Origin of the sequence: Rhodopseudomonas sp. BR0M22 (genome assembly GCF_010907035.1) — a bacterium.
Lineage (GTDB): Bacteria > Pseudomonadota > Alphaproteobacteria > Rhizobiales > Xanthobacteraceae > Rhodopseudomonas.
The window spans coordinates 55,350-77,520 of the sequence record NZ_QUMK01000021.1 but is presented as its reverse complement, the minus strand read 5'-3'; the positions used below and the strand labels follow the sequence as shown (position 1 = coordinate 77,520).

The 22,171-nt window shown below is 65.1% G+C and carries 19 protein-coding genes; 8 read left to right on the top strand and 11 right to left on the bottom strand.

Features of this window, described 5'->3' with window-relative positions; genetic code table 11:
- Nucleotides 1–523: 523 nt before the first annotated feature.
- The 6 genes from DY468_RS09265 to DY468_RS09240 all read right to left on the bottom strand — a co-directional run bounded on the left by DY468_RS09265 (nucleotide 524) and on the right by DY468_RS09240 (nucleotide 7,348).
- Nucleotides 524–1,003 (bottom strand): hypothetical protein, encoded by a 480-nt coding sequence (locus DY468_RS09265; protein ID WP_164604501.1) that lies wholly within the window; start codon nucleotides 1,001–1,003, stop codon nucleotides 524–526.
- Nucleotides 1,004–1,199: 196 nt separating this feature from the next.
- Nucleotides 1,200–1,448, bottom strand: coding sequence for a DUF2442 domain-containing protein (locus DY468_RS09260; RefSeq protein WP_164604499.1), 249 nt, complete (start codon nucleotides 1,446–1,448; stop codon nucleotides 1,200–1,202).
- Complete coding sequence (locus DY468_RS09255; RefSeq protein ID WP_164604497.1) at nucleotides 1,417–1,674, bottom strand: DUF4160 domain-containing protein; 258 nt, start codon at nucleotides 1,672–1,674, stop codon at nucleotides 1,417–1,419. Before DY468_RS09255 ends, DY468_RS09260 begins: the two co-directional genes overlap by 32 nt.
- Before the next feature lie 107 nt (nucleotides 1,675–1,781).
- A complete protein-coding gene (locus tag DY468_RS09250) occupies nucleotides 1,782–2,741 on the bottom strand; it encodes a GTP pyrophosphokinase (RefSeq protein ID WP_164604495.1) in 960 nt (319 codons plus the stop codon).
- 258 nt (nucleotides 2,742–2,999) lie between these two features.
- Nucleotides 3,000–3,512 (bottom strand): ImmA/IrrE family metallo-endopeptidase, encoded by a 513-nt coding sequence (locus DY468_RS09245; protein ID WP_164604493.1) that lies wholly within the window; start codon nucleotides 3,510–3,512, stop codon nucleotides 3,000–3,002.
- A gap of 62 nt (nucleotides 3,513–3,574) precedes the next feature.
- Complete coding sequence (locus DY468_RS09240) at nucleotides 3,575–7,348, bottom strand: vitamin B12-dependent ribonucleotide reductase (protein WP_164604491.1); 3,774 nt, start codon at nucleotides 7,346–7,348, stop codon at nucleotides 3,575–3,577.
- Nucleotides 7,349–8,007: 659 nt separating this feature from the next.
- Between DY468_RS09240 and DY468_RS09235 the strand changes: the two genes are divergently transcribed.
- The 7 genes from DY468_RS09235 (at nucleotide 8,008) to DY468_RS09205 (ending at nucleotide 15,343) form a co-directional block, all read left to right on the top strand.
- Nucleotides 8,008–8,907: a DMT family transporter gene (locus DY468_RS09235; RefSeq protein ID WP_164604489.1), complete on the top strand. Its 900-nt coding sequence runs from the start codon at nucleotides 8,008–8,010 to the stop codon at nucleotides 8,905–8,907.
- A gap of 106 nt (nucleotides 8,908–9,013) precedes the next feature.
- Entirely contained in the window at nucleotides 9,014–10,003 is a 990-nt protein-coding gene (locus DY468_RS09230) for a hydroxyacid dehydrogenase (RefSeq protein ID WP_164604508.1), read from the top strand.
- Nucleotides 10,004–10,077: 74 nt separating this feature from the next.
- The gene (locus DY468_RS09225) at nucleotides 10,078–11,508 is read left to right on the top strand and encodes an amidase (RefSeq protein ID WP_164604487.1); all 1,431 of its coding nucleotides are present in this window, start codon (nucleotides 10,078–10,080) and stop codon (nucleotides 11,506–11,508) included.
- Nucleotides 11,509–11,598: 90 nt separating this feature from the next.
- Entirely contained in the window at nucleotides 11,599–12,156 is a 558-nt protein-coding gene (locus DY468_RS09220; RefSeq protein ID WP_164604485.1) for a prolipoprotein diacylglyceryl transferase, read from the top strand.
- 147 nt (nucleotides 12,157–12,303) lie between these two features.
- Nucleotides 12,304–13,434: an 8-amino-7-oxononanoate synthase gene (locus tag DY468_RS09215; RefSeq protein ID WP_164604483.1), complete on the top strand. Its 1,131-nt coding sequence runs from the start codon at nucleotides 12,304–12,306 to the stop codon at nucleotides 13,432–13,434.
- Nucleotides 13,431–14,069: a dethiobiotin synthase gene (gene bioD / locus DY468_RS09210; RefSeq protein ID WP_164604481.1), complete on the top strand. Its 639-nt coding sequence runs from the start codon at nucleotides 13,431–13,433 to the stop codon at nucleotides 14,067–14,069. Before DY468_RS09215 ends, bioD begins: the two co-directional genes overlap by 4 nt.
- The gene (locus DY468_RS09205) at nucleotides 14,066–15,343 is read left to right on the top strand and encodes an adenosylmethionine--8-amino-7-oxononanoate transaminase (protein ID WP_164604479.1); all 1,278 of its coding nucleotides are present in this window, start codon (nucleotides 14,066–14,068) and stop codon (nucleotides 15,341–15,343) included. The genes bioD and DY468_RS09205 overlap by 4 nt, the downstream gene beginning before the upstream one ends.
- Before the next feature lie 138 nt (nucleotides 15,344–15,481).
- Here the strand turns inward: DY468_RS09205 and DY468_RS09200 are convergent, their stop codons facing one another.
- The 4 genes from DY468_RS09200 to DY468_RS09185 all read right to left on the bottom strand — a co-directional run bounded on the left by DY468_RS09200 (nucleotide 15,482) and on the right by DY468_RS09185 (nucleotide 18,842).
- A complete protein-coding gene (locus tag DY468_RS09200) occupies nucleotides 15,482–16,093 on the bottom strand; it encodes a hypothetical protein (protein ID WP_164604477.1) in 612 nt (203 codons plus the stop codon).
- Nucleotides 16,090–16,848: a CerR family C-terminal domain-containing protein gene (locus DY468_RS09195; protein ID WP_164604475.1), complete on the bottom strand. Its 759-nt coding sequence runs from the start codon at nucleotides 16,846–16,848 to the stop codon at nucleotides 16,090–16,092. Before DY468_RS09195 ends, DY468_RS09200 begins: the two co-directional genes overlap by 4 nt.
- A 158-nt stretch (nucleotides 16,849–17,006) precedes the next feature.
- Entirely contained in the window at nucleotides 17,007–18,416 is a 1,410-nt protein-coding gene (gene glnA, locus DY468_RS09190; RefSeq protein WP_164604473.1) for a type I glutamate--ammonia ligase, read from the bottom strand.
- A gap of 87 nt (nucleotides 18,417–18,503) precedes the next feature.
- Nucleotides 18,504–18,842, bottom strand: coding sequence for a P-II family nitrogen regulator (locus tag DY468_RS09185; protein WP_164604470.1), 339 nt, complete (start codon nucleotides 18,840–18,842; stop codon nucleotides 18,504–18,506).
- A gap of 402 nt (nucleotides 18,843–19,244) precedes the next feature.
- Here DY468_RS09185 and DY468_RS09180 point away from each other — a divergent pair, with 402 nt between their 5' ends.
- Nucleotides 19,245–20,744: an NAD(P)H-hydrate dehydratase gene (locus DY468_RS09180; protein WP_164604468.1), complete on the top strand. Its 1,500-nt coding sequence runs from the start codon at nucleotides 19,245–19,247 to the stop codon at nucleotides 20,742–20,744.
- A gap of 46 nt (nucleotides 20,745–20,790) precedes the next feature.
- Here DY468_RS09180 and DY468_RS09175 read toward each other — a convergent pair whose 3' ends face one another.
- Entirely contained in the window at nucleotides 20,791–22,116 is a 1,326-nt protein-coding gene (locus DY468_RS09175; RefSeq protein WP_164604466.1) for a multicopper oxidase family protein, read from the bottom strand.
- Between the last annotated feature and the right edge of the window lie 55 nt (nucleotides 22,117–22,171).

Sequence of the window (22,171 nt, the reverse complement as noted above, 5' to 3'; positions counted from 1 at the left end):
GAGGGGGGGGGGGGGCGGGCCGCTTGGGGCAGATTGGTGGTTGTCGCGATGGTTTGCGATCCATCGCGCATCGCCGTCACGGCGCGCCCACCAGCGGCGATCTTTTGGCATCGGGACCGTTCTTCCGGGCGCGGGGAGCACGGGGATTTCTCCCGCCTCGTTCCGTCCCGTCCAGCCACGCGAGGGGCAGCCGCTCATAGTAGCGGCGGACGGCGACCTCTTGCCTCCCGGACGATCGGCTTGCGAGGCCGCTCGCGCAGGACGCCGCGTCAGGCTCGACGCCGCTGCACCATGCAGCTTCGCCAAACCCTCACCGGCCGGTCTCCCAGCCGATAATCTGTCCCGCTCAACGACGCCTCGCGAAGCGCCCCTCACGGACAGGACAATGCGGACTATAATCCTTGTAGGAATATTGTCAAGCGGCTTGACCTGTAGCCTGGATGAGCGAAGCGACATCCGGGAGCAGCATCGCGGCGGTGCGAAGAGTCCCGGGTATCGCTGCGCTCACCCCGGCTACGCGTGGTTAGTTCTTGACGCAGGCCGCGCTGAACCGCTCCACGATCGGCTTCAGTCCCTTGACGGACCACTTCTCCTTCAGGGCGCCCGAGACGCGGATCGGCTGTCCCGTTGTCAGCACGCCGATCAGGGGCTTGGTGTCGCCGGGCGCAAGATCCGCTCTCAGCTCGAAGGCTCCCGTCATTTCGAAGTTCTTGCTGCGCACCGACTTGCCGTTCAACGTGACGGATTGGGTGCCGCTGGCCAGCGTGACGCTCAGCGGTTCGCTCTTGCCTTTGCCGAGGCTGTTGTATCCGCCCAATCCGACCTGCACCACGCCGCCCTTCAGGCAGGTTAAGCGCAGCACGTCGTCGGCTTCTTCCTCACCGGCGGGCATGCCGAGCACCTCGGTGGGCTGCTTGGTGAACGTCCACCGAACCTCCGCCGCATGGGCCGCCGAGCCAAACGACAGAGCCAGCATCAGCGTGCCGGCGAATGCGAGGCGCATGACCTATCTCCCAAGCTGCGCCGCCCCTTCCGCAACGCCGGAGCGGGCACAGGCGCGACAGCGTCCGGCCGAACGGCAGCCGCACGGCGCGAGCAAAGCTCATGGTGAGACGCGCTGTGGGGGAAGATGGTTCACGGCCCTACGAGCTAGGCCCGGAGAGACCCGGGTGTCGCTGCGCTCACCTGGACTACGCTTGCTATGCAGCGGTTTCTGATGTTTGGGTCACGTCGCCACGGCCAGCCAGCAGGCCGGCGACCGAAATGTCCTCGTCGAGCGCTTCCCAATGCAATCCGACGCGGCTCAATTCCACCTGTGCGCGCTCCGCAGGCGTCGCTCGCAATAGGCGTGGAAACCAAGCCAGCGGCACGCCGAGGGTGCGGCCATCCGACAACTCGACCCACATCGTGTGATCGTCAAAGCGGACGCTGGTGGCCGAAATGGTCATGCCATGCTCTCAGGATCAGGTCGCGGTTCTCAGCGACGGCCGACAGTATAGCGGAAAGCTCGCGCCGATTGAACCCGTAGGCATCGGCGATCACGATCTCCGGAACCAGCCAGATCTTGGCATCCTTTCCGCCGCCCTTGACATGAATATGCGGCGGCTCAGGCGGCAGCCCCTCATTGGAGAAGAAGTAGTATCTTAACCCGCCGCGACGGAAAACGACCGGCATAGTTACCTCCAACATCGAAGCCCATTCGTCGGAGAGATCGGCGGATTACGCTACGCTAATCCGCCCTACGGGCTGCGCTACGGGCTGCGCAGGATTTGAGGAAACAATCAGAATTCCTCGTCTCTAGGGTAATCATCTGCTTCAAGTGAGATTGAATTTTCATGGAACAGATTGCGAAGCTTTCTCTCTGGATACTTTTCCTTCAAGCATTCGTAGGAATCTGTATCTATGGCGGCCCAGCGAACTGGACCTGAAAAGTATTTGTCAATGTCATGCAACATCAATAGCTGACGGATGAACCCAACGGGGGTGTCCTGTATTCTCGCGGATTTGTAGAGTTTGATCGTCTCTGCAGTAATCAGCTTATCTAGATCGCCGATCGTTTGGATTCCAAAGCGCTCTAGTTCTACGAAAAGCTCCGCGGGAATTTCGCCCTCTCTGATGTCCAACTCATACTTGTCCGAAATTTGCTGTACGTATCGGCTTAGCGAAATCGAATTTACTTCTACCGCCGATATCTGACGCAGTGACTTTGCGTTGATTTCTTGAGCGTAATTATCGATCTCTTTCGCGATCGAGTCGAAAGCGCCGTCTACAATTTCGAGCATTCCCGAGTATAGATTTAGTTTTCTTTGAATCGTGGGCGGGAGTCCTGGCCCAAATTTGAAGGATCGGTCGTGCGCAAGTTCGGCCCAGGCGTGCTGGAGTACGGTTCTTACTTGGATCTCGAATTTCAGGTTTCCGAGAGAGTCGTACTCTGGAAGTTTTTCTCTGGTTGTTCCTAGCGAGCAGACGAAGTGCGCTGATCTATATCCGATTTTGTCGGAGCCTAAGACAGACGATCTGTCGAGGCTATTGGCCTCATCAACTGCAAAAAGAATGCGAATTATCGTTTCTACCTGCGAAACTTGGCTTTCGAGGTAAGTGATGACACGTATGCCGGATAGGTCTGTGAGTCGCTCCTCCGGATTTGAATACTTCTTGCGTCTGATCTTTTCTAGAGCTCCGTCGAGAGACTTTGTTCGTCCGCTTACGCTTAGGAAGTCGACCGATTTCTCGATCAGCATATTCTGTAGCAGCGAGACGACAGAGCGGGTTAGTCGATCGTGCCTAGGGAGGCGCTCGGTTAGCCATTGCCGATGGTCCTCTGTAGTCCGTTTTCCGCTCATTCGGTGCAATTTGTTGAATATGTAGGCGTGGCAATAGGGCGGTATGAATAGCGAAGCGCATTGCTCCGCCGCATTTTAGTGGCTGACTGACCTGCGCTAATGTGCCCTAAGGGACTGCGCTCACACGACGAAAGCTCTGGAGTTTATCCCAAGATGCTAGGTGAACTCAAGTTTGCGAATTCGTGCAGCCTCTAAGCTGACTCCGAACTTTCGAGCAATCGCAATTGCGTCTAGCGATCGAACATAGGGTGTGTCAGGAATTAAAAATGCTGCCGCATACCGGCGAGCCTGGGACTCCATCCTTCGGAGATTGGCGGAATGTTTCTCCGCCTTGGTGCCGATCGGTCCGCGGTTGAGAATGCCCTTGTGACCGAGCAGTGCATGTCCAACCTCATGAGCCAAAGTCATGATGCCCCGTGGCTTACCGGAGTTGATGTCGCGAAGCAGGCGCTCCGGGATCAAAATTAGCTTCCTCTGGTCATCCCATTGAGCTTCTTGGGAGGTCATCTCCGCGTCTGGGACGCGGAGATAGTTCAAGTTCGGATACCGACGTTTGAGCTTCGTGATCAATGTCATCCCATCGATCGCCTGATCGTCGCGAAAGCCAAGTGCGCGACGATGCGCCAGAGCAATCTTGTCGATGTCGACCGATGAAATGAACTTGGTCATGTCAGCCCCCGTCAGTCATTCCGTCATCTCAACCTGAAAGTTGATATTGGAGCGGCGGTCTATCACGAACACCCCGTCGTGCTGCCGCAAGTATCGCACTTCATGCAGGTCCCGTTTCGCACCAGCGTGAAGTTGCCGCATTCCGAGCACATCTCGCCTTCGTAGCCTTTGGCTTTGGCTTCGGCGCGGCGTTCGGCTTTGGTCGGGGCGGGCTGGGTCGCGGCGGTGGTGGCTTTGCTCCACTGCAGCGCTTCCAGCTTTTCGGTCGGCGACAGGTCGGTCTGCACTTCCTGCTTCAAGGCGGTGGCGCCTTCGAGGGCGTCGCCGACGCGGGAGGAGGCGAGCGCGGTGACGGCCGGCGCGGCGCCGGCCGGGGCGTTGCGCGGCGTCGTCTCCGCCGGGTGGGCGGGGGTGCTGCGCATCACCACCAGATTGTCGGTGCGCGACCGGGTCAGGCCCTTGGACAGATACTTGGTCGCCGCCGCGGGGCCCGCGACCATGCTGCCGTCCGGCGCCTTGCCTTCGTCGACGCCCTTGCCGATGGCGTCGAAGCCGGTCTCGGTCGGATCGACATGGGCGAGGTCGAACCGGCCCATGTAGCTCACCGCCAGCTCGCGGAACACGTAGTCGAGGATCGAGGTGGCGTACTTGATCGAGTCGTTGCCCTGGACGGGGCCGGCCGGCTCGAACCGGGTGAAGGTGAAGGCATCGACATATTCTTCGAGCGGCACGCCGTATTGCAGGCCGAGCGACACCGCGATCGCGAAGTTGTTGATGAACGACCGGAGGGCCGCGCCTTCCTTGTGCATGTCGATGAAGATCTCGCCGAGGCGGCCGTCATCGTATTCGCCAGTGCGCAGGTAGACCTTGTGGCCGCCGACCACCGCCTTCTGGGTGTAGCCCTTGCGGCGATCCGGCATCTTTTCGCGCTCGCGCATCACCACGAGGCGCTCGACCAGCCGCTCGACCACCTTCTCGGAGACGTGCGCGGCGCGCGCGGCCATCGGCTTGTCGAGGAAGGTGTCGATGTCCTCGTCCTCGTCGTCGTCCGCGATCAGCTGCGAATTCAGCGGCTGCGACAGCTTGGAGCCGTCGCGGTACAGCGCGTTGGCCTTCAGCGCCAGCTTCCACGACAGCATGTAGGCGGACTTGCAGTCCTCCACCGTGGCGTCGTTCGGCATGTTGATGGTCTTGGAGATCGCGCCGGAGATGAACGGCTGCGCCGCGGCCATCATCCGGATGTGGCTCTCGACCGACAGATAGCGCTTGCCGATCTTGCCGCACGGATTGGCGCAATCGAACACCGCGTAGTGCTCGGGCTTGAGATGCGGCGCACCTTCGACCGTCATCGCACCGCAGATGTGGATGTTGGCGGCCTCGATCTCGCGCTTGCTGAAGCCGAGCGCGGTGAGCAGGTCGAAATTCGGCTGCGCGATCTGTTCGGCTTCGATCTTGAGGACGTCTTTGAGGAAGTCCTCGCCGAAGGTCCATTTGTTGAAGGCGAACTTGATGTCGAAGGCGGTCGGCAGCGCGGCCTCGACCTTCTTCAGCGCGTCCTCGGTGAAGCCCTTGGCCTTCAGGGTCGAGGCGTTGATCGCCGGCGCGTTCGACAGCGAGCCGTGGCCGACCGCGTAGGCTTCGATCTCCTGGATCTGGTGCTCCGGATAGCCGAGCACGCGCAGCGCGGCGGGGACGGCGCGGTTGATGATCTTGAAGTAGCCGCCGCCGGCCAGCTTCTTGAACTTCACCAGCGCGAAGTCGGGCTCGATGCCGGTGGTGTCGCAGTCCATCACGAGACCGATGGTGCCGGTCGGCGCGATCACCGTTACCTGCGCGTTGCGGTAGCCGTGCTGCTCGCCGAGTTCGAGCGCCTTGTCCCAGGCCGCCTTGGCGTGGGCGACGGCGTCCGGGATCGGGCAGCCGGCGTGATCGAGCGGCACCGGGTTGACCGACAGCGCCTCATAGACGCGGCTCTCGCCGTGCGCGGCGCGGCGGTGATTGCGGATCACGCGCAGCATATGGTCGGCGTTCTTCTTGTAGCCGGGGAAGGCGCCGAGCTTGGCGGCCATCTCGGCTGAGGTCGCATAGGCGGTGCCGGTCATGATGGCGGAGAGGGCGCCGCACAGCGCGCGGCCTTCCTTGGAGTCGTAGGACAGCCCCATGGTCATCAAGAGGCCGCCGATATTGGCGAAGCCGAGGCCCAGGGTGCGGAATTCGTAGGACAGCTCGGCGATCTGCTTGGACGGGAACTGCGCCATCAGCACCGAGATTTCCAGCACCACGGTCCACAGCCGGCACAGATGCTCGTAAGCCTCGAGGTCGAAGGTGTTGGTCTCGGTGTTGTAGAACGTCAGCAGGTTCGCCGAGGCGAGGTTGCAGGCGGTGTCGTCGAGGAACATGTATTCCGAGCACGGGTTCGACGCGCGGATGTCGCCGGACGCCTTGCAGGTGTGCCAGTCGTTCATGGTGGTGTTGAAGTGCAGGCCGGGATCGGCGCTGGCCCAGGCCGCGGTGCCGATCTTCTCCCACAGGTCGCGCGCCTTCAGCGTCTTCACCACCTTCTTGTTGGTGCGGCCGGTGAGGTGCCAGTCGCCGTCGGTTTCGACCGCGCGCAGGAAGTCGTCCTTCAGCGACACCGAGTTGTTGGAGTTCTGGCCGGCGACGGTGAGATAGGCTTCGCTATCCCAGTCGGTGTCGTAGATCGGGAAGTCGATCTCCTTGTAGCCCTGCTTGGCGAACTGGATGACGCGCTTGATCATCGCGTCGGTCACCAGCGCGCGGCGCGCCAGCTTGACCTCGCGGCGCAGGGCGGGGTTCTTCTCCGGATCGAAGCAGTCGTCGCCCGAGCCCTGGCAGTTGACGCAGGCCTTCAGGATCGCCTTGAGGTGCTTCTGGTTGACCTTGGAGCCGGTGACGAGAGCGGCGACCTTCTGCTCCTCCTTCACCTTCCAATCGATGTAGGCCTCGATGTCCGGGTGATCGACGTCGACCACCACCATCTTGGCGGCGCGGCGGGTGGTGCCGCCGCTCTTGATGGCGCCGGCGGCGCGGTCGCCGATCTTCAGGAAGCTCATCAGGCCGGAGGACTTGCCGCCGCCCGAGAGGCGTTCGCCTTCACCGCGCAGCCGTGAGAAGTTGGAGCCGGTGCCGGAGCCGTATTTGAACAGCCGGGCTTCACGCACCCACAGGTCCATGATGCCGCCGTCGTTGACGAGGTCGTCCTCGATGCCCTGGATGAAGCAGGCGTGCGGCTGCGGGTGCTCGTAGGCCGACTTCGACTTGGTCAGCTTGCCGGTCTTGTAGTCGACGTAGTAGTGGCCCTGGCCGGGGCCGTCGACGCCGTAGGCCCAGTGCAGGCCGGTGTTGAACCACTGCGGGCTATTCGGCGCCACCATCTGCATCGACAGCATGTAGCGCAGCTCGTCGAAGAACGCGCGGGCATCGTCCTCGCTCGAGAAGTAGCTGCCCTTCCAGCCCCAATAGGTCCAGCAGCCGGCCAGCCGATCGAACACCTGCTTGGCGGAATGCTCGGAGGTGAAGCGCTCGCTCTCGGGCAGAGCGGCGAGGGCGTCGGTGTCGGGCACGGAGCGCCACAGCCACGACGGCACGCTCTCTTCCTCGACCTTCTTCAGGCGCGCGGCGACGCCCGCTTTACGGAAATACTTCTGCGCCAGCACGTCGGAGGCGACCTGCGACCAGAATTCCGGCACCTCGACGTTCTCGAGTCGGAACACCACCGAACCATCCGGATTGCGGATCTCGCTGGTCGTCAGCCTGAACGCGATGTCCGCGTAAGGAGACTGGCCGTCCTTGGTGTAGCGCCGTTCGATCTTCATCTCGTGCCCCGTTCAAGTCGCCCGAAACCCCGCCTGGGTGGTCCGGGAAGTTGCTGGTCGGCGAACCTTGTTCGCCCTGCGAGCCGTGGCCCGGCTCCGTCTGTTTTGAGGGCAAGCGGTACGGCTGCATTCCGCAACCGGTCCTCCAACCCTTCTAACGCCCCATGTCGCTTTGCGAGCCGTTTTGCCGGCCCGTCGGAATGCGCCCCAACGGTCGATTTAGGAGCAGACGACGCCTCGCCCCGCTGCCGCTGTGGCTGTCGGAGGTGGCCGGTCTGGACCCTTCTGGGAAACGTCCGGCGGGACAAAACACTCCCTCGCTGGACGGCCCTGAAGCTAGGCCGACTCCGTCCGACCCGTCAAGCAATAGTGCGGGTTCCTGAATCAAATACTAAATGTGGTGGATTAGGGTGGAAAACAGGGGCCGCGGCTCGCCCTGACCCGGTCAAGTATCGGTGAGTCCTCGGAGATTCCAAAGATCAAAAAGGCGGCGCGACGCTGCCGATCGGGGCTGCACCCGCTGTTCACAGGGCAGGTATTTTTTCGCTTCCAGGGCTTGCCAAACCCGACTCACGAAAGAGCCCTAAGAGGTGCCGGATTACGGGTGGCGTCAGGACCCCAACACCGGCATCCTGGACATTCCTCCTGCCGGGTCTTCCATGTCCGATCCTTCCCCGATTCCCGCGCAAGGCCGCATCGCGTCCGGCGGCCTCGTCCTGCTCGCCGCCACCTCGCTGTGCTGGGGGCTGAGCTGGCCGGTGTCGAAATATGTGATCTCGGAATGGCCGCCGCTGCCGGCCCGCGGGCTGCCGGGGCTGGTCGGCTCGGTGCTGCTGTTCGCCTATGCGGCGCTGCGGGGTGAAAGCCTGGTCGTGCCCAGGGCGCAATGGGGCCGGGTGCTGGTGTCGACCTTCTTCAACGTCACGGTGTGGATGGTGGTGATGGGGCTGGCGTTGCTGTGGATGCCGGCCGGTGAAACCGCGGTGATCGGGTTCTCGATGCCGGTGTGGACGGCGCTGCTGGCCTGGCCGTTGCTCGGTGAGCGGCTCACCGGCAAGCGGATGCTGGCGCTGGTGCTCGGCTTTTCCGGCATCGCCGCGCTGATGGGCGCCGACGGCTTTGCCGCCAGCGCGGAGCGGCTGCCCGGGGTCGCGCTGGCCCTGACCGGCGCGATCGGCTTCGCACTCGGCACGATTTTCGTGAAGCGGTTTCCGATCCAGCTGCCGGGCGCGACCTCGGCGGCGTGGCAGATCGGGCTCGGCTGCATTCCGGTCAGCCTGATCGGCTGCATCGTCACCCCGCCGCGGTTCGACGCGCTGACCGCCTATGGCTGGGCGGCGCTGATCTATCTGACGCTGATCCAGTTCTGCCTTGCTTATCTGTGCTGGTTCGCCGCGCTGCGGCGGCTGCCGGCCTCGGTCGCGGCGATCGGCACCATGGCGACGCCGGTGATCGGCGTCGTCACCTCCGCGATCGTGCTGCACGAGCCGCTCGGCCTCGGACAAATCGCCGCGTTGGTGATGACGCTCGCCGGCGTGGCGCTGGCGACGCGATCCTGATCCGCGGCAATTGCGGGTGGACCGCGCAGCGCGCCGCCTGATACAGAAACAGGTCGCCGCCGCGTCATGCGCGGCGCGACCAATGAACAAGATTCCGGGGCAGGAAATGACGTCCAACATCAAGAAGCTGCTGGTGACGGAATCGTTGTCGCAGCAGGGCAGGGCGCTGATCGCCGCGCGCGGCGACATCGCGATGATCGAATTTCCCAACATGATATCGGCGGAGGATTTCGACGCGCTGCTGCGCAGCCAGGCGCCGGTGCACGGCGTCGCGCTCGGCGCGACGCGGTTCGGCGAGCGCGAACTCGAGGCGTCGCAGGACATGCGCGTGGTGGCGCGGATCGGCGTCGGCTTTGATGCGATCGACGTCCCGGCGCTGAGCAAGCGCAAGGTGCCGCTGATGACCGCGGGCACCGCGAACTCGCCCTCCGTCGCCGAGCAGGCGCTGTTCATGATGCTGACGCTGGCCAAGCGCGGCGCCGAACTGCACGCGCTGGTCAAGACCGGCGCCTGGGCGACGCGGCTCGGCCTGCTGCCGTTCGATCTGTTCGGCAAGACCGTGCTGATCGTCGGCTTCGGCCGCATCGGCACCCGCACCGCCAAGCGCTGTCTGGCGATGGAAATGAACGTCGAGGTGTACGACCCTTACGTACCGGCTGCTGCGATCGAAGCGGCCGGCTGCAAGCCGGTGTCCGATCTCGACGCGGCGCTGCCGAACGCCGATTTCGTCAGCCTGCACTGCCCGAAGACCGCGGAGACCACCGGGCTGTTCGATGCGAGCCGGCTGTCGAAGATGAAGCCGACCGCGTATCTGATCAACACCGCGCGCGGCGGCATCGTTGTCGAGCAGGCGCTGTACGAGGCGCTGCTCGCCGGCAAGCTCGCCGGCGCCGGGTTAGACGTGTTCGAGCAGGAACCGCCGCCGCACGGCCACAAGCTGTTCGATCTGCCCAACGTGATCATCGCGCCGCATGTCGCCGGCGTCACCCGCGAAGCGCTCGACCGCATGGGCGAGCAGACCGCGCGCAACATGCTCAGCGTCCTCGACGGCGACCCGATCCGCGCCAATGTCGTCAATCAGGATGTGCTGAGTTAGTTGGGCGCGCGGCGCTCCTCGCAATGACGGGGTGAGCTGGTAATAACAACAACGTTAAAGCGGGGAGGCCCATCATGGCGTTCAAGGACTACGACAATTACGACGGTGTTGGCCTCGCCGAACTGGTCCGCAGCAAGCAGGTAAGCGCGGGCGAACTGCTCGATGAAGCGATCGCGCGCACCGATGCGGTCGATCCCAAGCTCAACGCCGTCGTCGTCCGCCACGATGACTACGCACGCAAGCAGATCGAAGCCGGCCTGCCGGACGGTCCGTTCAAAGGCGTGCCGTTTCTCTTGAAGGATCTCGATCTGCTCGCCGGCACGCGAACCACGTTCGGCGCCAGCCTCTACAAGGACTTCGTCGCGCCGCACACCAGCACGCTGGCGCAGCGGTTTCTGAACGCCGGCGTCACCGTGTTCGGCAAGAGCGCAAGTCCCGAACTCGGCCTGATGCCGACCACGGAGTCGCGGCTGCACGGGCCGACCCGTAATCCGTGGAATCTCGATCATTCGTCCGGCGGCTCGTCGGGCGGCGCGGCTGCGGCGGTCGCTGCGCGCATTCTGCCGGTGGCGCATGCCAGCGACGGCGGCGGCTCGATCCGGATTCCGGCCTCCGCCTGCGGCGTGTTCGGGCTGAAGCCGACGCGGGCGCGCAATCCGATCGGGCCGGATCGCGGCGCCGGCTGGGGCGGCTTCGCCTGCGGCCATGTGGTGAGCATCAGCGTGCGCGACAGCGCCGCGATGTTGGATGCGCTGAACGGGCCGGAGCCGTCGAGCCCTTACGTCGCGCCGCCGCCGGAGCGGCCGTTCGCCGAGGAAGTCGGGCGTGAACCGGGGCGACTGCGGATCGCGTTCACCGACCGATCGACCTATGGCGATCCGATCGATCCGGAAATCGCCGCGGCGGTGCGTGATACGGCCAAGCTGCTCGAAGCTCTCGGCCACCACGTCGAGGAACGCGCGCCGGTGCTGCCGGCCGATCCGGCGGAGGTGATCGCCACCATCGTCGCGTGCAATACCGGGCTCGCTGTGCGGCTCGCCGAGCAGACTTTCGGCCGCGCGATGACCGAACGCGATTTCGAGATCCTGACGCTGGCGTCGGCCGCCAATGCGCGCAAGGCGAGCGGCGTCGATTACTGTGCCGCCGAGCTGATTGCATTTCAGATCTCGCGCGCGCTGGCGGAGTTCTTCGCGAGCGTGGATGTGTTTCTGTCGCCGACGCTGTGCACTTTGCCGTTGCGGATCGGCAAGATCGACACCATGGCGCGCGATTTGTCCGGAATCAGCCCGACACTTCGCCAGTACATTCCGGGGACCAGTCTTGCCAATATGTCGGGACAACCGTCGATGTCGGTGCCGCTGGCGTGGAGTGCGAGCGGCCTGCCGATCGGCATGATGTTCACTGGCCGGTTCGGCGACGAAGCGACGCTGCTGCGCCTCGCCGCGCAGCTCGAACGCGAACGACCGTGGAAAACCCGGCGTCCGCCGTCTTGTGCCTCGACATAGCCACACAAAATAGAAACCAGCGACCATTGTCTGCGTTGACGTGCTCGGCCGAGGTGTTTTCTTCGCGCCTGAGCTTGGGGGAGCCTTGTATTGACTGCCAACGACCCAACGGATGAAGCCCTCGCGGCTATCGCGAGCATCCTCGACAAGCCCGACGCCGCGCCTGACAAGCGCGACGAAGCGGTATCGGATGAGGATTCGTCCGACGCCTCTCAGTCGACCGCCGAGCCTGACGAAAAGCCTGCGATCGACGAGGCGGAAGCGGAACAGCCCGACGAGCAGCCCAAATTTGACACGTCCGCCGAGACGAACGAGGCAGCGCCGGGCGATGTCGAGGCGCCGGAGCCCGACCCATCGGACGACGATCTCGAGCGCTACACCCGCGAAGGCCCGGGACCGCTCGACGCGCTGCGCTTCAAATGGCGGCTGCGCCGTGATGAGCGCGGCTACTATGTCGACGAGACCATCGGCGCCAGCGTGCATCCGATCAGCGCCGGTCCGATGTCGCGCGCCGACGCGATCGCTTTCATCGAAGATCGCGACGCCGAGACACGGCGGCGCTTCGAGGTGTTGCGCAACGAGATCGTCATGGGCCCCTCCGAGCGGGGCTATGAAGAAGACGGTGACGAAGCCGACGCCGAGAGCTAAGCAAGGCTTGCGCCGGCCGACCACAGCGGCGCGATCCGTCGTCGCGCTGCGGTCGCGTGTTGTCGAACTTCCCGACCTGTGACGGCAGGCAGGGCCGCTCGCCGCCTTCGTGCGGGCCGAACGGCCGCACCTCCAGGACAATCAGCGATGTATCAGAGCCTCGAAGCCGATCTGCGGTCGCTCGAAGATGCGGGCCGGCGACGCAAGCTTCAGCCGCGCGCCGGCGTCGACTTCACCTCCAACGATTATCTCGGCCTCGCCGAGTCCGACGAACTGCGCCAGGCTGCAGTCGAGGCGATCGCACGCGGCGTGCCGATCGGGGCGGGCGGTTCGCGTCTGCTGCGCGGCAATCACGAGGAGCACGAAGCGCTCGAAGCGGAAGCTGCCGATTACTTCGGCGCCGAGAGCGCGCTGTATCTCGGCGGTGGCTTCGGCGCCAACCATGCGATCTTCGCGACGCTGCCGCAGCGTGGCGATCTCGTGCTGTATGACGAACTGATCCACGCCAGCGTGCATGAAGGCATGCGCCGCGGCCGTGCCGCGTGCGAGAGCGTGCCGCACAATGACGTCGAGGCATTCGATGCGCGGCTGCGGCAGTGGCGCGCGAGTGGCGCGCGCGGCCGTGCCTGGATTTCGATCGAGAGTGTGTACAGCATGGACGGCGACAGCCCGCCGATCGATCAGTTCCTCGCGGTGGCGGATCGGCACGATGCGGTGCTGGTGATCGACGAGGCGCATGCCACCGGCGTCTGCGGGCCGCAGGGGCGGGGACTGGCCGCCGCGTTCGAAGGCCGGCCCAATGTGATCACGCTGCACACCTGCGGCAAGGCGCTCGGCACCATGGGCGGCTTCGTGCTGGGGCCCAGGATCGTGCGCGACTTTCTGGTCAATCGGGCGCGGCCGTTCATCTTCGCCACCGCGCCGTCGCCGCTGATCGCAGCGGTGACGCGCGCCGCGCTCGACATCAGCCGCACCCGGCCGGAGCGGCGGCAGCGTCTCGCCGAGCTGGTCGCGTTCGCCGACCGCGAACTGAAACATCGCTGCGGGATCACCTCGTCGGGTTCGCACATCCTGCCGATCATCGTCGGCGCCAACCACACCGCGGTGGCGCTCGCCGCCTCGCTGCAGCGGCGCGGATTCGACGTTCGCGCGATCCGCCCCCCGACCGTGCCGGAGGGCACTGCGCGGCTGCGCATCGCGCTCAGCGCCAACCTGTCGGAACAGGTGATCGGCGCGCTGATCGACGGCCTCGCCGAAGACATGAGGGCCGCCGCATGAGCGCGCGCATCGTCGTCACCGGCACCGACACCGGCATCGGCAAGACCGTGTTCGCCGCCGCGCTCGCCGGCGCGCTGGACGCGACCTATTGGAAGCCGGTGCAGTCCGGCCTCGAGGACGAGACCGACTCCGGCGCAGTGCAGCGGCTGTCGGGATTGCCCGCCGAACGCATCCTGCCGGAGCGCTACCGGCTGAAGACGCCGGCCTCGCCGCATCTCGCCGCCGCGATCGACGGCATCGAGATTGACGTTGCCGCGCTCGACCTTCCGGATGTGGCGCGTCCGCTGGTGGTCGAAGGCGCCGGCGGATTGATGGTGCCGCTGACGCGCGAGGTGACTTACATCGACGTGTTCGGGCGCTGGCGCGCGCCGCTGGTGCTGTGCGCGCGCACTTCGCTAGGCACCATCAACCACACGCTGCTGTCGATCGAGGCGATCAGGGCGCGCGACATTCCGCTGCTCGGCGTCGCATTCCTCGGCGAGGAAAACGCCGAGTCCGAACAGATCATCACCGAGCTCGGCCGCACCCGCCGGCTCGGCCGGCTGCCGTGGCTGGCGACGCTCGATGCCGCCGCGCTGCGCGCAGCCTTCGCCGCGGCGTTCGATCCTCGCGATTTCAAAGGAGACGCGCCATGAGCCACGCATCCCCGGTCTGGCATCCGTTCACCCAGCATGCGGTGCAGGGCGAGACGCCGACGATTGTGCGCGGCGAGGGCGCCTGGCTCGAAGCCGAGGACGGCCGCCGGATCTTCGACGCGATCAGTTCATGGTGGGTGGTGACGCATGGCCACCGCCATCCTGCGATCATCGCCGCGATCAAGCAGCAGGCCGACCGGCTCGATCAGGTGATCTTCGCCGGCTTTACGCATCCGCCGGCCGAGCAGCTCGCACAGCGCCTGGTCGAGATCACGCCGCCCGAGCTGACGCATGTGTTCTTCTCCGACAGTGGCTCGACCTCGGTCGAGGTCGGGCTGAAGATGGCGCTCGGCTATTGGTTGCATTCAGGCGAGAACCGTCGGCGTATCCTGGCGCTGGAGGGCGCGTATCACGGTGACACCATCGGCGGCATGTCGGTCGGCGAGCGCGGCGTGTTCAATGCGCCCTACGATCCGCTGCTGTTCGACGTCAGCCGGCTGCCGTTCCCGCGGGCCGGTGCCGAGCAGGCGACGCTCGACGCGCTGGAGCAGGCGTGCCGTGCCGAGGCGGTGGCGGCGCTGATCGTCGAGCCGCTGGTGCTCGGGGCCGGCGGGATGCTGATCTATCCGCCCTGGGTGCTGGCCGAGATGGCGCGGATCTGCAAGGCGCATGGCGTGCTGCTGATCGCCGACGAAGTCATGACCGGCTGGGGCCGCACCGGCACGCTGTTCGCGTGCGAACAGGCGAACGTCGTCCCCGACATCGCCTGCTACTCGAAGGGGCTGACCGGCGGCTCGGTGCCGCTCGCGGTGACGATGTGCCGGCGCGAAATCTTTGACGCGCATTTCTCGACCGACCGGCGCAAGACCTTTTTCCACTCCAGCTCCTACACCGCCAATCCGATCGCCTGCGCCGCAGCGCTGGCTAATCTTCAGGTGTGGGGAAGCGAGCCGGTGCGGCAGCGGATCGACGATCTCGCCGGCGTGCACACCCGCGCACTGGATCGCTTTCGCGACGATAAGCGCTTCGCCAATGTCCGGCAGATCGGCACCATCGCTGCGGTGGATCTCGAGGTCGGCGACAGCGGCTATCTCGCCGACGTCGGGCCGCGACTGTATGCGTACTTCATCGCCCGCGGCCTGCTGGTCCGTCCGCTCGGCAATACCATCTACCTGATGCCGCCCTATTGCAGCACGGCGGCTGAGATCGAGACGGTGTATGAGGCGATCGCTGCGGCCCCCGAGGTGCTGGCGCGGGGTGGTCCGCTGAGCTGAGCGGTTGATTTGACGAGCAGGAAAATACGCAACCCGTCATGCCCGCGCTCGTCGCGGGCATCCACGTCTTAGGGCCGTGCAAGGTCGTCGAAGACGTGGATGGCCGGGACGAGCCCGGCCAAGACGCTGGATGTGCTGTTACTTCGTCTTGGTGAACGCCTGCGAGATCCGGGCCCAGGTCTTTTCGTAGACCGCGGCGGTTTCGTCGAGGCCGGCCTTCAGCGCGTTCCAGGTCTCGTCGCCGGCGGCGGACAATTGGGTAAGCTTCGGGCCCAGCGTCTTCTCGGTCTCTTCGGTCCAGCGGCGCAGCGAGGATTCCATCTCCTTGCGGCCCTGTTCGAGCGCGGAGGCGGCACTGGTCTGGATCGTCTCCAGCGACGACAGGAACGCCTGGCGCTGCGCCTCGGCGCGGGCGGCAAGCGCATCCTTGACCACGCCGGCCTGATCGCCGGCGGTGCCGAGGAATTTCTGGAAGGCGAGTTCGACCTCGTTCCACTGTGCTGAGACCGCCGACAGCGCAGCGTCGGTCACCTGCTTGGAGGCGCCGAGATCAGCCTGCAGCGCGTTGACCTGCGTCTGGAACGCGTCGCGCGCGGTGCGAAGTTGGGCAAGCGCTTCCTGTGCCTTGGCGCTCGAGGCGTCGCTCAGCTTGGCGACCGATTCCTCGACCTTGGCGAGCGTTGCGGCGGATTCATCGAGCTTCTGCTTGGTCCATTCCATATAGGCTTGTGCGAGATCTGGCTTGGTCATGAAGTCCTCCTTTCGAGGTCGGTGAAGGCAGGTGTGGCTTCGGTTGCAGAGCACGGAGACGGGGCGCCTGACTGGTCCTCGGCGCGGATGCCGAGCAGTTCGGCCAGCGCCAGCCGCCGGACGGCGATCTCGACTGTTCGCTTCCGCGCGGCGTCGAATGTGTCCCAGCCGAGTGAACTCAGCATGACGTTGCGCAGGGTGCGGAAGTTGGAGATGGCACCGAGCACGATCGCAACCCGCACCTTCAGGTCCTCGTCATCCGGCGACCGTCCGGTGGCGGCTGCCACTTCCGCGATCAAGGCGGCCTGAAACCGCGCGACCGACTGATAATAGATGATCCGGAAAGCGTCGTCGGCGTCGCGCTCGCAGCGGACGAAGAAGACGGTCCAAGCTTCGGGTTCCTCGTCGCCGGCGATGAACTGGAAGAACCGCATCACCACCGCGTCGATGTGGCGGGCCGGATCGGCGGCGGCGGTACGGAGCTGATCGATCAGCGGCTCGATGCGGGATCGCATGTAGTCGGCGATCGCCTGCGCGGCGGCGAGGTACAGCTCGCGCTTACCGCCGAAATGATACGGGATCGCCGCCTGATTGACTTTTGCCCGCTCGGCGAGCTGGCGGGTGGTGGCGCCGTCGTAGCCGACCGAGCCGAACACCTCTATCGCCGCCTCGATCATGCGGGCGCGGGTGTCACGGCTCTGGCCGCCGAACAGCAGCGCAGTGCGGAGCGGCGCAGCGTTGCCAATGGACGTCATGGGCGGCACCTCATTGGCCTTTGTTTAATTCATTCGAATGAATGAGGCTTTGAGCTGAATCAACCGTGACGGGGCGACGGACTCTGCCGCTGGCCGTCGGGCAAAGAAAAAGGCGCCCCGCGAGGAGCGCCTTTCCCTAACTGGTATCGCGGAAGCGATTAGTACGAGTAGTACATCTCGAACTCGACCGGGTGCGGGGTCATTTCGAACCGCGCGACTTCGGTCATCTTCAGCTCGATGAAGGCGTCGATGAAGTCGTCATCGAACACGCCGCCGGCCTTGAGGAAGGCGCGGTCCTTGTCGAGGCTCTCGAGCGCTTCACGCAGGCTGCCGCAAACGGTCGGGATCTGCTTCAGCTCTTCCTTCGGCAGGTCGTACAGATCCTTGTCCATCGCCGGACCCGGATCGATCTTGTTCTTGATGCCGTCGAGGCCGGCCATCAGCATTGCCGCGAAGGCGAGATACGGATTGGCCATCGGGTCCGGGAAGCGGACTTCGACGCGCTTGGCCTTCGGCGAGGTGGTGTAGGGGATGCGGCACGAGGCCGAGCGGTTGCGGGCCGAGTAGGCCAGCAGCACCGGCGCTTCATAGCCCGGGACCAGACGCTTGTAGGAGTTGGTCGACGGGTTGGTGAAGGCGTTGATCGCCTTGGCGTGCTTGATGATGCCGCCGATGTAGTGGAGGCAGGTTTCCGACAGGTCGGCGTACTTGTTGCCGGCGAAGGTCGGCTTGCCATCCTTCCAGATCGACTGGTGGACGTGCATGCCCGAGCCGTTGTCGCCGTACACCGGCTTCGGCATGAAGGTCGCGGTCTTGCCGTAGATGTGGGCGACCTGATGGATGCAGTACTTGTAGATCTGCATCTGGTCGGCCATGTGGGTCAGGGTGTCGAACTTCATGCCGAGCTCGTGCTGGGCCGAAGCGACTTCGTGGTGATGCTTCTCGACCTTGACGCCCATCTTGGCCATCGCGCCGAGCATTTCGGAGCGCATGTCCTGCACCGAGTCCTGCGGCGGCACCGGGAAGTAGCCGGCCTTGGTGCGGATGCGGTGGCCAAGGTTGCCGCCTTCGTACTCGGTGTCCGAGTTGGTCGGCAGTTCCGACGAGTCCAGCTTGAAGCCGGTGTTGTACGGGTTCGCCGAATAGCGCACGTCGTCGAACACGAAGAACTCGGCTTCGGGGCCGACGAACACGGTGTCGCCGATGCCGAGCGCCTTGACCTGGGCCTCTGCCTTCTTGGCGATGCCGCGCGGGTCGCGGTTGTAGGGCTCGCCGGTCGACGGCTCGAGGATGTCGCAGGTGATCACCATGGTGGTCTCTGCGAAGAACGGATCGATCGTGGCGGTCGCCGGATCGGGCATCAGCGTCATGTCGGACTCGTTGATGGCCTTCCAGCCGGCGATCGAGGAGCCGTCGAACATCGTGCCTTCCGAGAAGATGTCCTCGTCGATCATCGACACGTCGAACGTGACGTGCTGCCACTTGCCGCGCGGATCGGTGAAACGCAGATCGACGTATTTCACGTCGTTGTCCTTGATGGATTTCAGGACTTCTTTAGCGGTCGTCATGAGTACCCCTTTGCTTCGGGTCGTCGTGAAACGGCAGCCGGACAGGCCGCCAGGTGATTCGATCAGGCGAGGTGATAGGCCCGGCGCTTAGATGGCGTCCAGTCCGGATTCGCCCGTCCTGATGCGGATGGCTTCTTCGATGTTGGAAACGAAAATCTTGCCGTCGCCGATGCGGCCGGTCTGGGCGGCGCGCCGGATGGCGTCGATCGCCCTCTCGACAAGGTCGTCGGCGATCACGATCTCGATTTTCACTTTCGGCAGGAAGTCGACGATATATTCCGCCCCGCGATACAGTTCGGCGTGACCCTTCTGACGGCCGAAGCCCTTGGCTTCGGTGACGGTGATCCCCTGCAATCCGACTTCCTGCAGCGCTTCTTTGACCTCGTCGAGCTTGAACGGCTTGATGATGGCTTCGATCTTCTTCACTTACACTCTCCCCGGACTTCCCACGTCGTGAGTCGGCATGTGTATGCCAGATTGCGCGACGCTGCGCAGTTGATCGATGACACCGCGGCCGATTGGGTGAGCGACATCGCCCCCAAGTCCCGCCAGGCCCGGAACCCGAAGACGATCGCGCCGACCCCGCCTACGAGAGGCGAGCGCGAGGGATCGAAACTGGCTTCCGTAAAAGCAGGGTCCGTGCCAATTTGCTAGGGTGACTGATTGTGAAGCCTTATCAGGATATTAATCGGGCGTGTGGCCCACTGTGCGAAGGCTCTACGGGCGTTGTCTGATTAATTTGAGGGCAATTAGCTCATCTCTTGTGCATGTGGCGCGGCGCGCGGGTTGCGCTGCCTTCGCCGCAGGCGAGTGTACCGGGAATTGGGCATGGAACTGTTGACGCCCGCTGAAATGGACCGCGCCGACCTGTTGACGATCGCCGGCGGGTCGTCCGGCTTCGCGCTGATGCTGCATGCCGGCCGTCACGTCGCGCAGGCCGCGATCGAACTCGCCGACGAGGGCCCGATCCTGGTGATTGCCGGTCCCGGCAACAATGGCGGTGACGGACTGATCGCGGCGACCGAATTAGTTGCATTGGGGCGCACGGTGCACGTGATGCTACTCGGCGGGCGCGACGCGCTGAAGGGCGACGCGGCGCTGGCGGCGCGAGAGTGGAAGGGGCCGCTGCTGCCGTTCCTGACCCAATCGATCGGCGCGCCGGCGCTGATCGTCGACGCGCTGTTCGGCTCCGGCCTCAATCGCCCGGTCAAGGATCAGGCGCTGGAGATCATCGAGGCGGTCAACGCTGCCGGAGCCCCGGTGCTCGCAGTCGATCTGCCGAGCGGCATCAACGGCGCCACCGGCGCGGTGATGGGGGCGGCGATCCGGGCACGCGAGACCGTCACCTTCTTCCGGCGCAAGATTGGACACCTGTTGCTGCCGGGCAGGCTGCATTGCGGCCGGGTGCGGCTGGTGGATATCGGCATCGAGCCCGACGTGCTCGGCGAAATCCGGCCGCAGGCGTTCGAGAACGATCCCGACCTGTGGCTGCACGATTTCCCGGTGCCGCGCGCCGACGGCCACAAATACGGTCGCGGCCATGCCGTGGTGGTGTCGGGCGAGCTGTCGCAGACCGGCGCGGCGCGGCTGGCCGCGCGCGGGGCGCTGCGCGCCGGCGCCGGCCTCGTGACGGTGGCGTCGCCCCGCGAAGCGCTGGCGGTCAATGCTGCGGCGCTGACCGCCGTGATGGTGCGGCCGATCGACACGGCGGGCGAGCTCGGGACGATGCTGGCCGACCGGCGCTTCAATGCGGTCGGGATCGGGCCGGGGGCCGGGATCGGCGAGGCGACCCAGGGCAAGGTGCTGGCGGCGCTGATGGCCGGCACCGGACTGGTGCTGGATGCCGACGCGCTGACCAGCTTCGCCGGCCGTCCCGAGGAGCTGTTCGAGGCGATCAAATCCACAAGTAATCCACAGGTTGTCCTCACCCCTCACGAAGGCGAATTCCCTCGGCTCTTCAGTGATATGAGCAACAAAAATCCACTTCGCTCTAAACTTGAGCGGGTGCGCGTCGCGGCGCAGCGCTCAGGGGCGGTGGTGCTGCTCAAAGGGGCCGATACGGTGGTGGCTGCACCGGACGGACGTGCTGCGATCGCCTGCAATGCGCCGCCCTGGCTGGCGACCGCCGGTTCGGGCGACGTGCTGACCGGGATTATCACCGGCCTGCTGGCGCAGCGCGTCCCGGCGTTCGAGGCGGCCTGCATCGGCGTCTGGATGCATGGCGAAGCGGCGTGCGAAGCTGGCCCCGGCCTGATCGCGGAGGATCTGACCGAGACGCTGCCGGGGGTGCACCGGCGGCTCTACGATGCGCTCGGGATCGCGTACTGAGGCTTTGAAAAGAGTCCAGGTTTCGCAGAGGGCTGGAACCGTTGGTTCAAGTCACGAGATAGCTGCGGAGAAGCCGCGGCTCCGACCATTTGGCCGCATAGGCCTCGATCAGCCACAGCCCCGGATATTCGGCCGCAAACGCGATCCGCTGGGTCTGGCCGGCGTCGATTGCCAGGGTGTCGAGCCAGAACGGCTTCCAGCCGTCGTCGAGCCGGTCGAGCAGCCGGAAATGGTGGCCGTGCAGGTGAAACACCATCGGGGAGGTGGCGTGGTTGGTCAGCGCCAGCACCACGGTGCGGCCGCGCTTGACCTGAAACGCCGGGCCGGCGGCGGGATTGAACTTGTCGGGCGCGAACCAGTCGAGCTGGGCATTGACCAGGGCGCCGAGCAGCAGCTCGGTGCGCAGCGCGCCGCCGAGCGGGAGTTGCGCAGGCAGGCCGTTGGCTGGGAACGGCGCAGGCTGCGGTAGCGGCGCGGGGCGCAGCGGCGGATCGCCGGCATAGACCAGCCGCGCCAGCGGGACCGGCTTGCCGCCGTCGTGCAGCGTGATCGCGGCGCTCGAGCCGGGCGGCTTTGCGGCGTCGATCAGCACGTCGACCCGGCCGCCGGCGGCGATCACAAGCGCTCCGCCGCGCGCCAGAAACGGCTCGGCCGGCTGGCTGTCCAGGGCCATCACCCAAACGTTGTGATCCTCGATTCTGAGCGCGATCACATTGCGTTGGCAGGCATTGATGAAGCGGAATCTAAATCGGCCATTGGCGCGTAGCGTAAACTCCGCCGAGGGCTTGCCGTTGACCGTGTACAGCCACGGCGTGGCGCCGACATCGACGCCCGAGGGGCGGAGCTTGCCGTCGTCGCCGAGCCGGAAATCCTCGATCAGCACCACCTGATCGCCGTCGGCCTGCGGCGGCTCGGCTTCGCTGACGATCAGCGGCAGCGCCGGCATCGGCGCGGAGCCGCCGTCTGCGGTCAGGCGGAGGTCAGCGAGAAGCGTGCCGGCCGAGCGCAGCGACAACAGAAACCGATCGCTGCCGCCGGGCGGCACCGGCTTGGTCTTGACCAGCGGTTCGGCGCTCGCGGCACCGTCGAGGCCACGCAGCGTCAACAGCGCGGGCTGGTCGAGCTGGTTGTCGAACTGCACCGCGACCTCGTCGCCGCGGGTCAAAGCCGGCGCCTCGAGCGTCAGCGACGGCCGCGCCAGCGGCGCTGCTCCAGGTTTCAGCACGACGCTGCCGGGCGCGGCGCGGATCGTCAGCGCTTTGTGCGGCGGCGCTGCGGCAGCGTCGCCGATATGTAGGACCGGCGCGGTGATCATAGTGCCGAAGCCGGCGAGCACGGCGCGGCGGGACAGGGCAGGCGGCTGAACGGTCATCCGCGATGCGGACCATGTTCGATGCGCGCTGTCCAGTCTGCGACAATCTGATGCT

Bases quoted from the DNA above. Each gene is read 5' to 3' on its own strand.
- DY468_RS09265 (WP_164604501.1), bottom strand. From the start codon at position 1,003: ATGCGCCTCGCATTCGCCGGCACGCTGATGCTGGCTCTGTCGTTTGGC.
- DY468_RS09260 (WP_164604499.1), bottom strand. From the start codon at position 1,448: ATGACCATTTCGGCCACCAGCGTCCGCTTTGACGATCACACGATGTGG.
- DY468_RS09255 (WP_164604497.1), bottom strand. From the start codon at position 1,674: ATGCCGGTCGTTTTCCGTCGCGGCGGGTTAAGATACTACTTCTTCTCC.
- DY468_RS09250 (WP_164604495.1), bottom strand. From the start codon at position 2,741: ATGCTGATCGAGAAATCGGTCGACTTCCTAAGCGTAAGCGGACGAACA.
- DY468_RS09245 (WP_164604493.1), bottom strand. From the start codon at position 3,512: ATGACCAAGTTCATTTCATCGGTCGACATCGACAAGATTGCTCTGGCG.
- DY468_RS09240 (WP_164604491.1), bottom strand. From the start codon at position 7,348: ATGAAGATCGAACGGCGCTACACCAAGGACGGCCAGTCTCCTTACGCG.
- DY468_RS09235 (WP_164604489.1), top strand. From the start codon at position 8,008: ATGTCCGATCCTTCCCCGATTCCCGCGCAAGGCCGCATCGCGTCCGGC.
- DY468_RS09230 (WP_164604508.1), top strand. From the start codon at position 9,014: ATGACGTCCAACATCAAGAAGCTGCTGGTGACGGAATCGTTGTCGCAG.
- DY468_RS09225 (WP_164604487.1), top strand. From the start codon at position 10,078: ATGGCGTTCAAGGACTACGACAATTACGACGGTGTTGGCCTCGCCGAA.
- DY468_RS09215 (WP_164604483.1), top strand. From the start codon at position 12,304: ATGTATCAGAGCCTCGAAGCCGATCTGCGGTCGCTCGAAGATGCGGGC.
- bioD (WP_164604481.1), top strand. From the start codon at position 13,431: ATGAGCGCGCGCATCGTCGTCACCGGCACCGACACCGGCATCGGCAAG.
- DY468_RS09205 (WP_164604479.1), top strand. From the start codon at position 14,066: ATGAGCCACGCATCCCCGGTCTGGCATCCGTTCACCCAGCATGCGGTG.
- DY468_RS09200 (WP_164604477.1), bottom strand. From the start codon at position 16,093: ATGACCAAGCCAGATCTCGCACAAGCCTATATGGAATGGACCAAGCAG.
- DY468_RS09195 (WP_164604475.1), bottom strand. From the start codon at position 16,848: ATGACGTCCATTGGCAACGCTGCGCCGCTCCGCACTGCGCTGCTGTTC.
- glnA (WP_164604473.1), bottom strand. From the start codon at position 18,416: ATGACGACCGCTAAAGAAGTCCTGAAATCCATCAAGGACAACGACGTG.
- DY468_RS09180 (WP_164604468.1), top strand. From the start codon at position 19,245: ATGGAACTGTTGACGCCCGCTGAAATGGACCGCGCCGACCTGTTGACG.
- DY468_RS09175 (WP_164604466.1), bottom strand. From the start codon at position 22,116: ATGACCGTTCAGCCGCCTGCCCTGTCCCGCCGCGCCGTGCTCGCCGGC.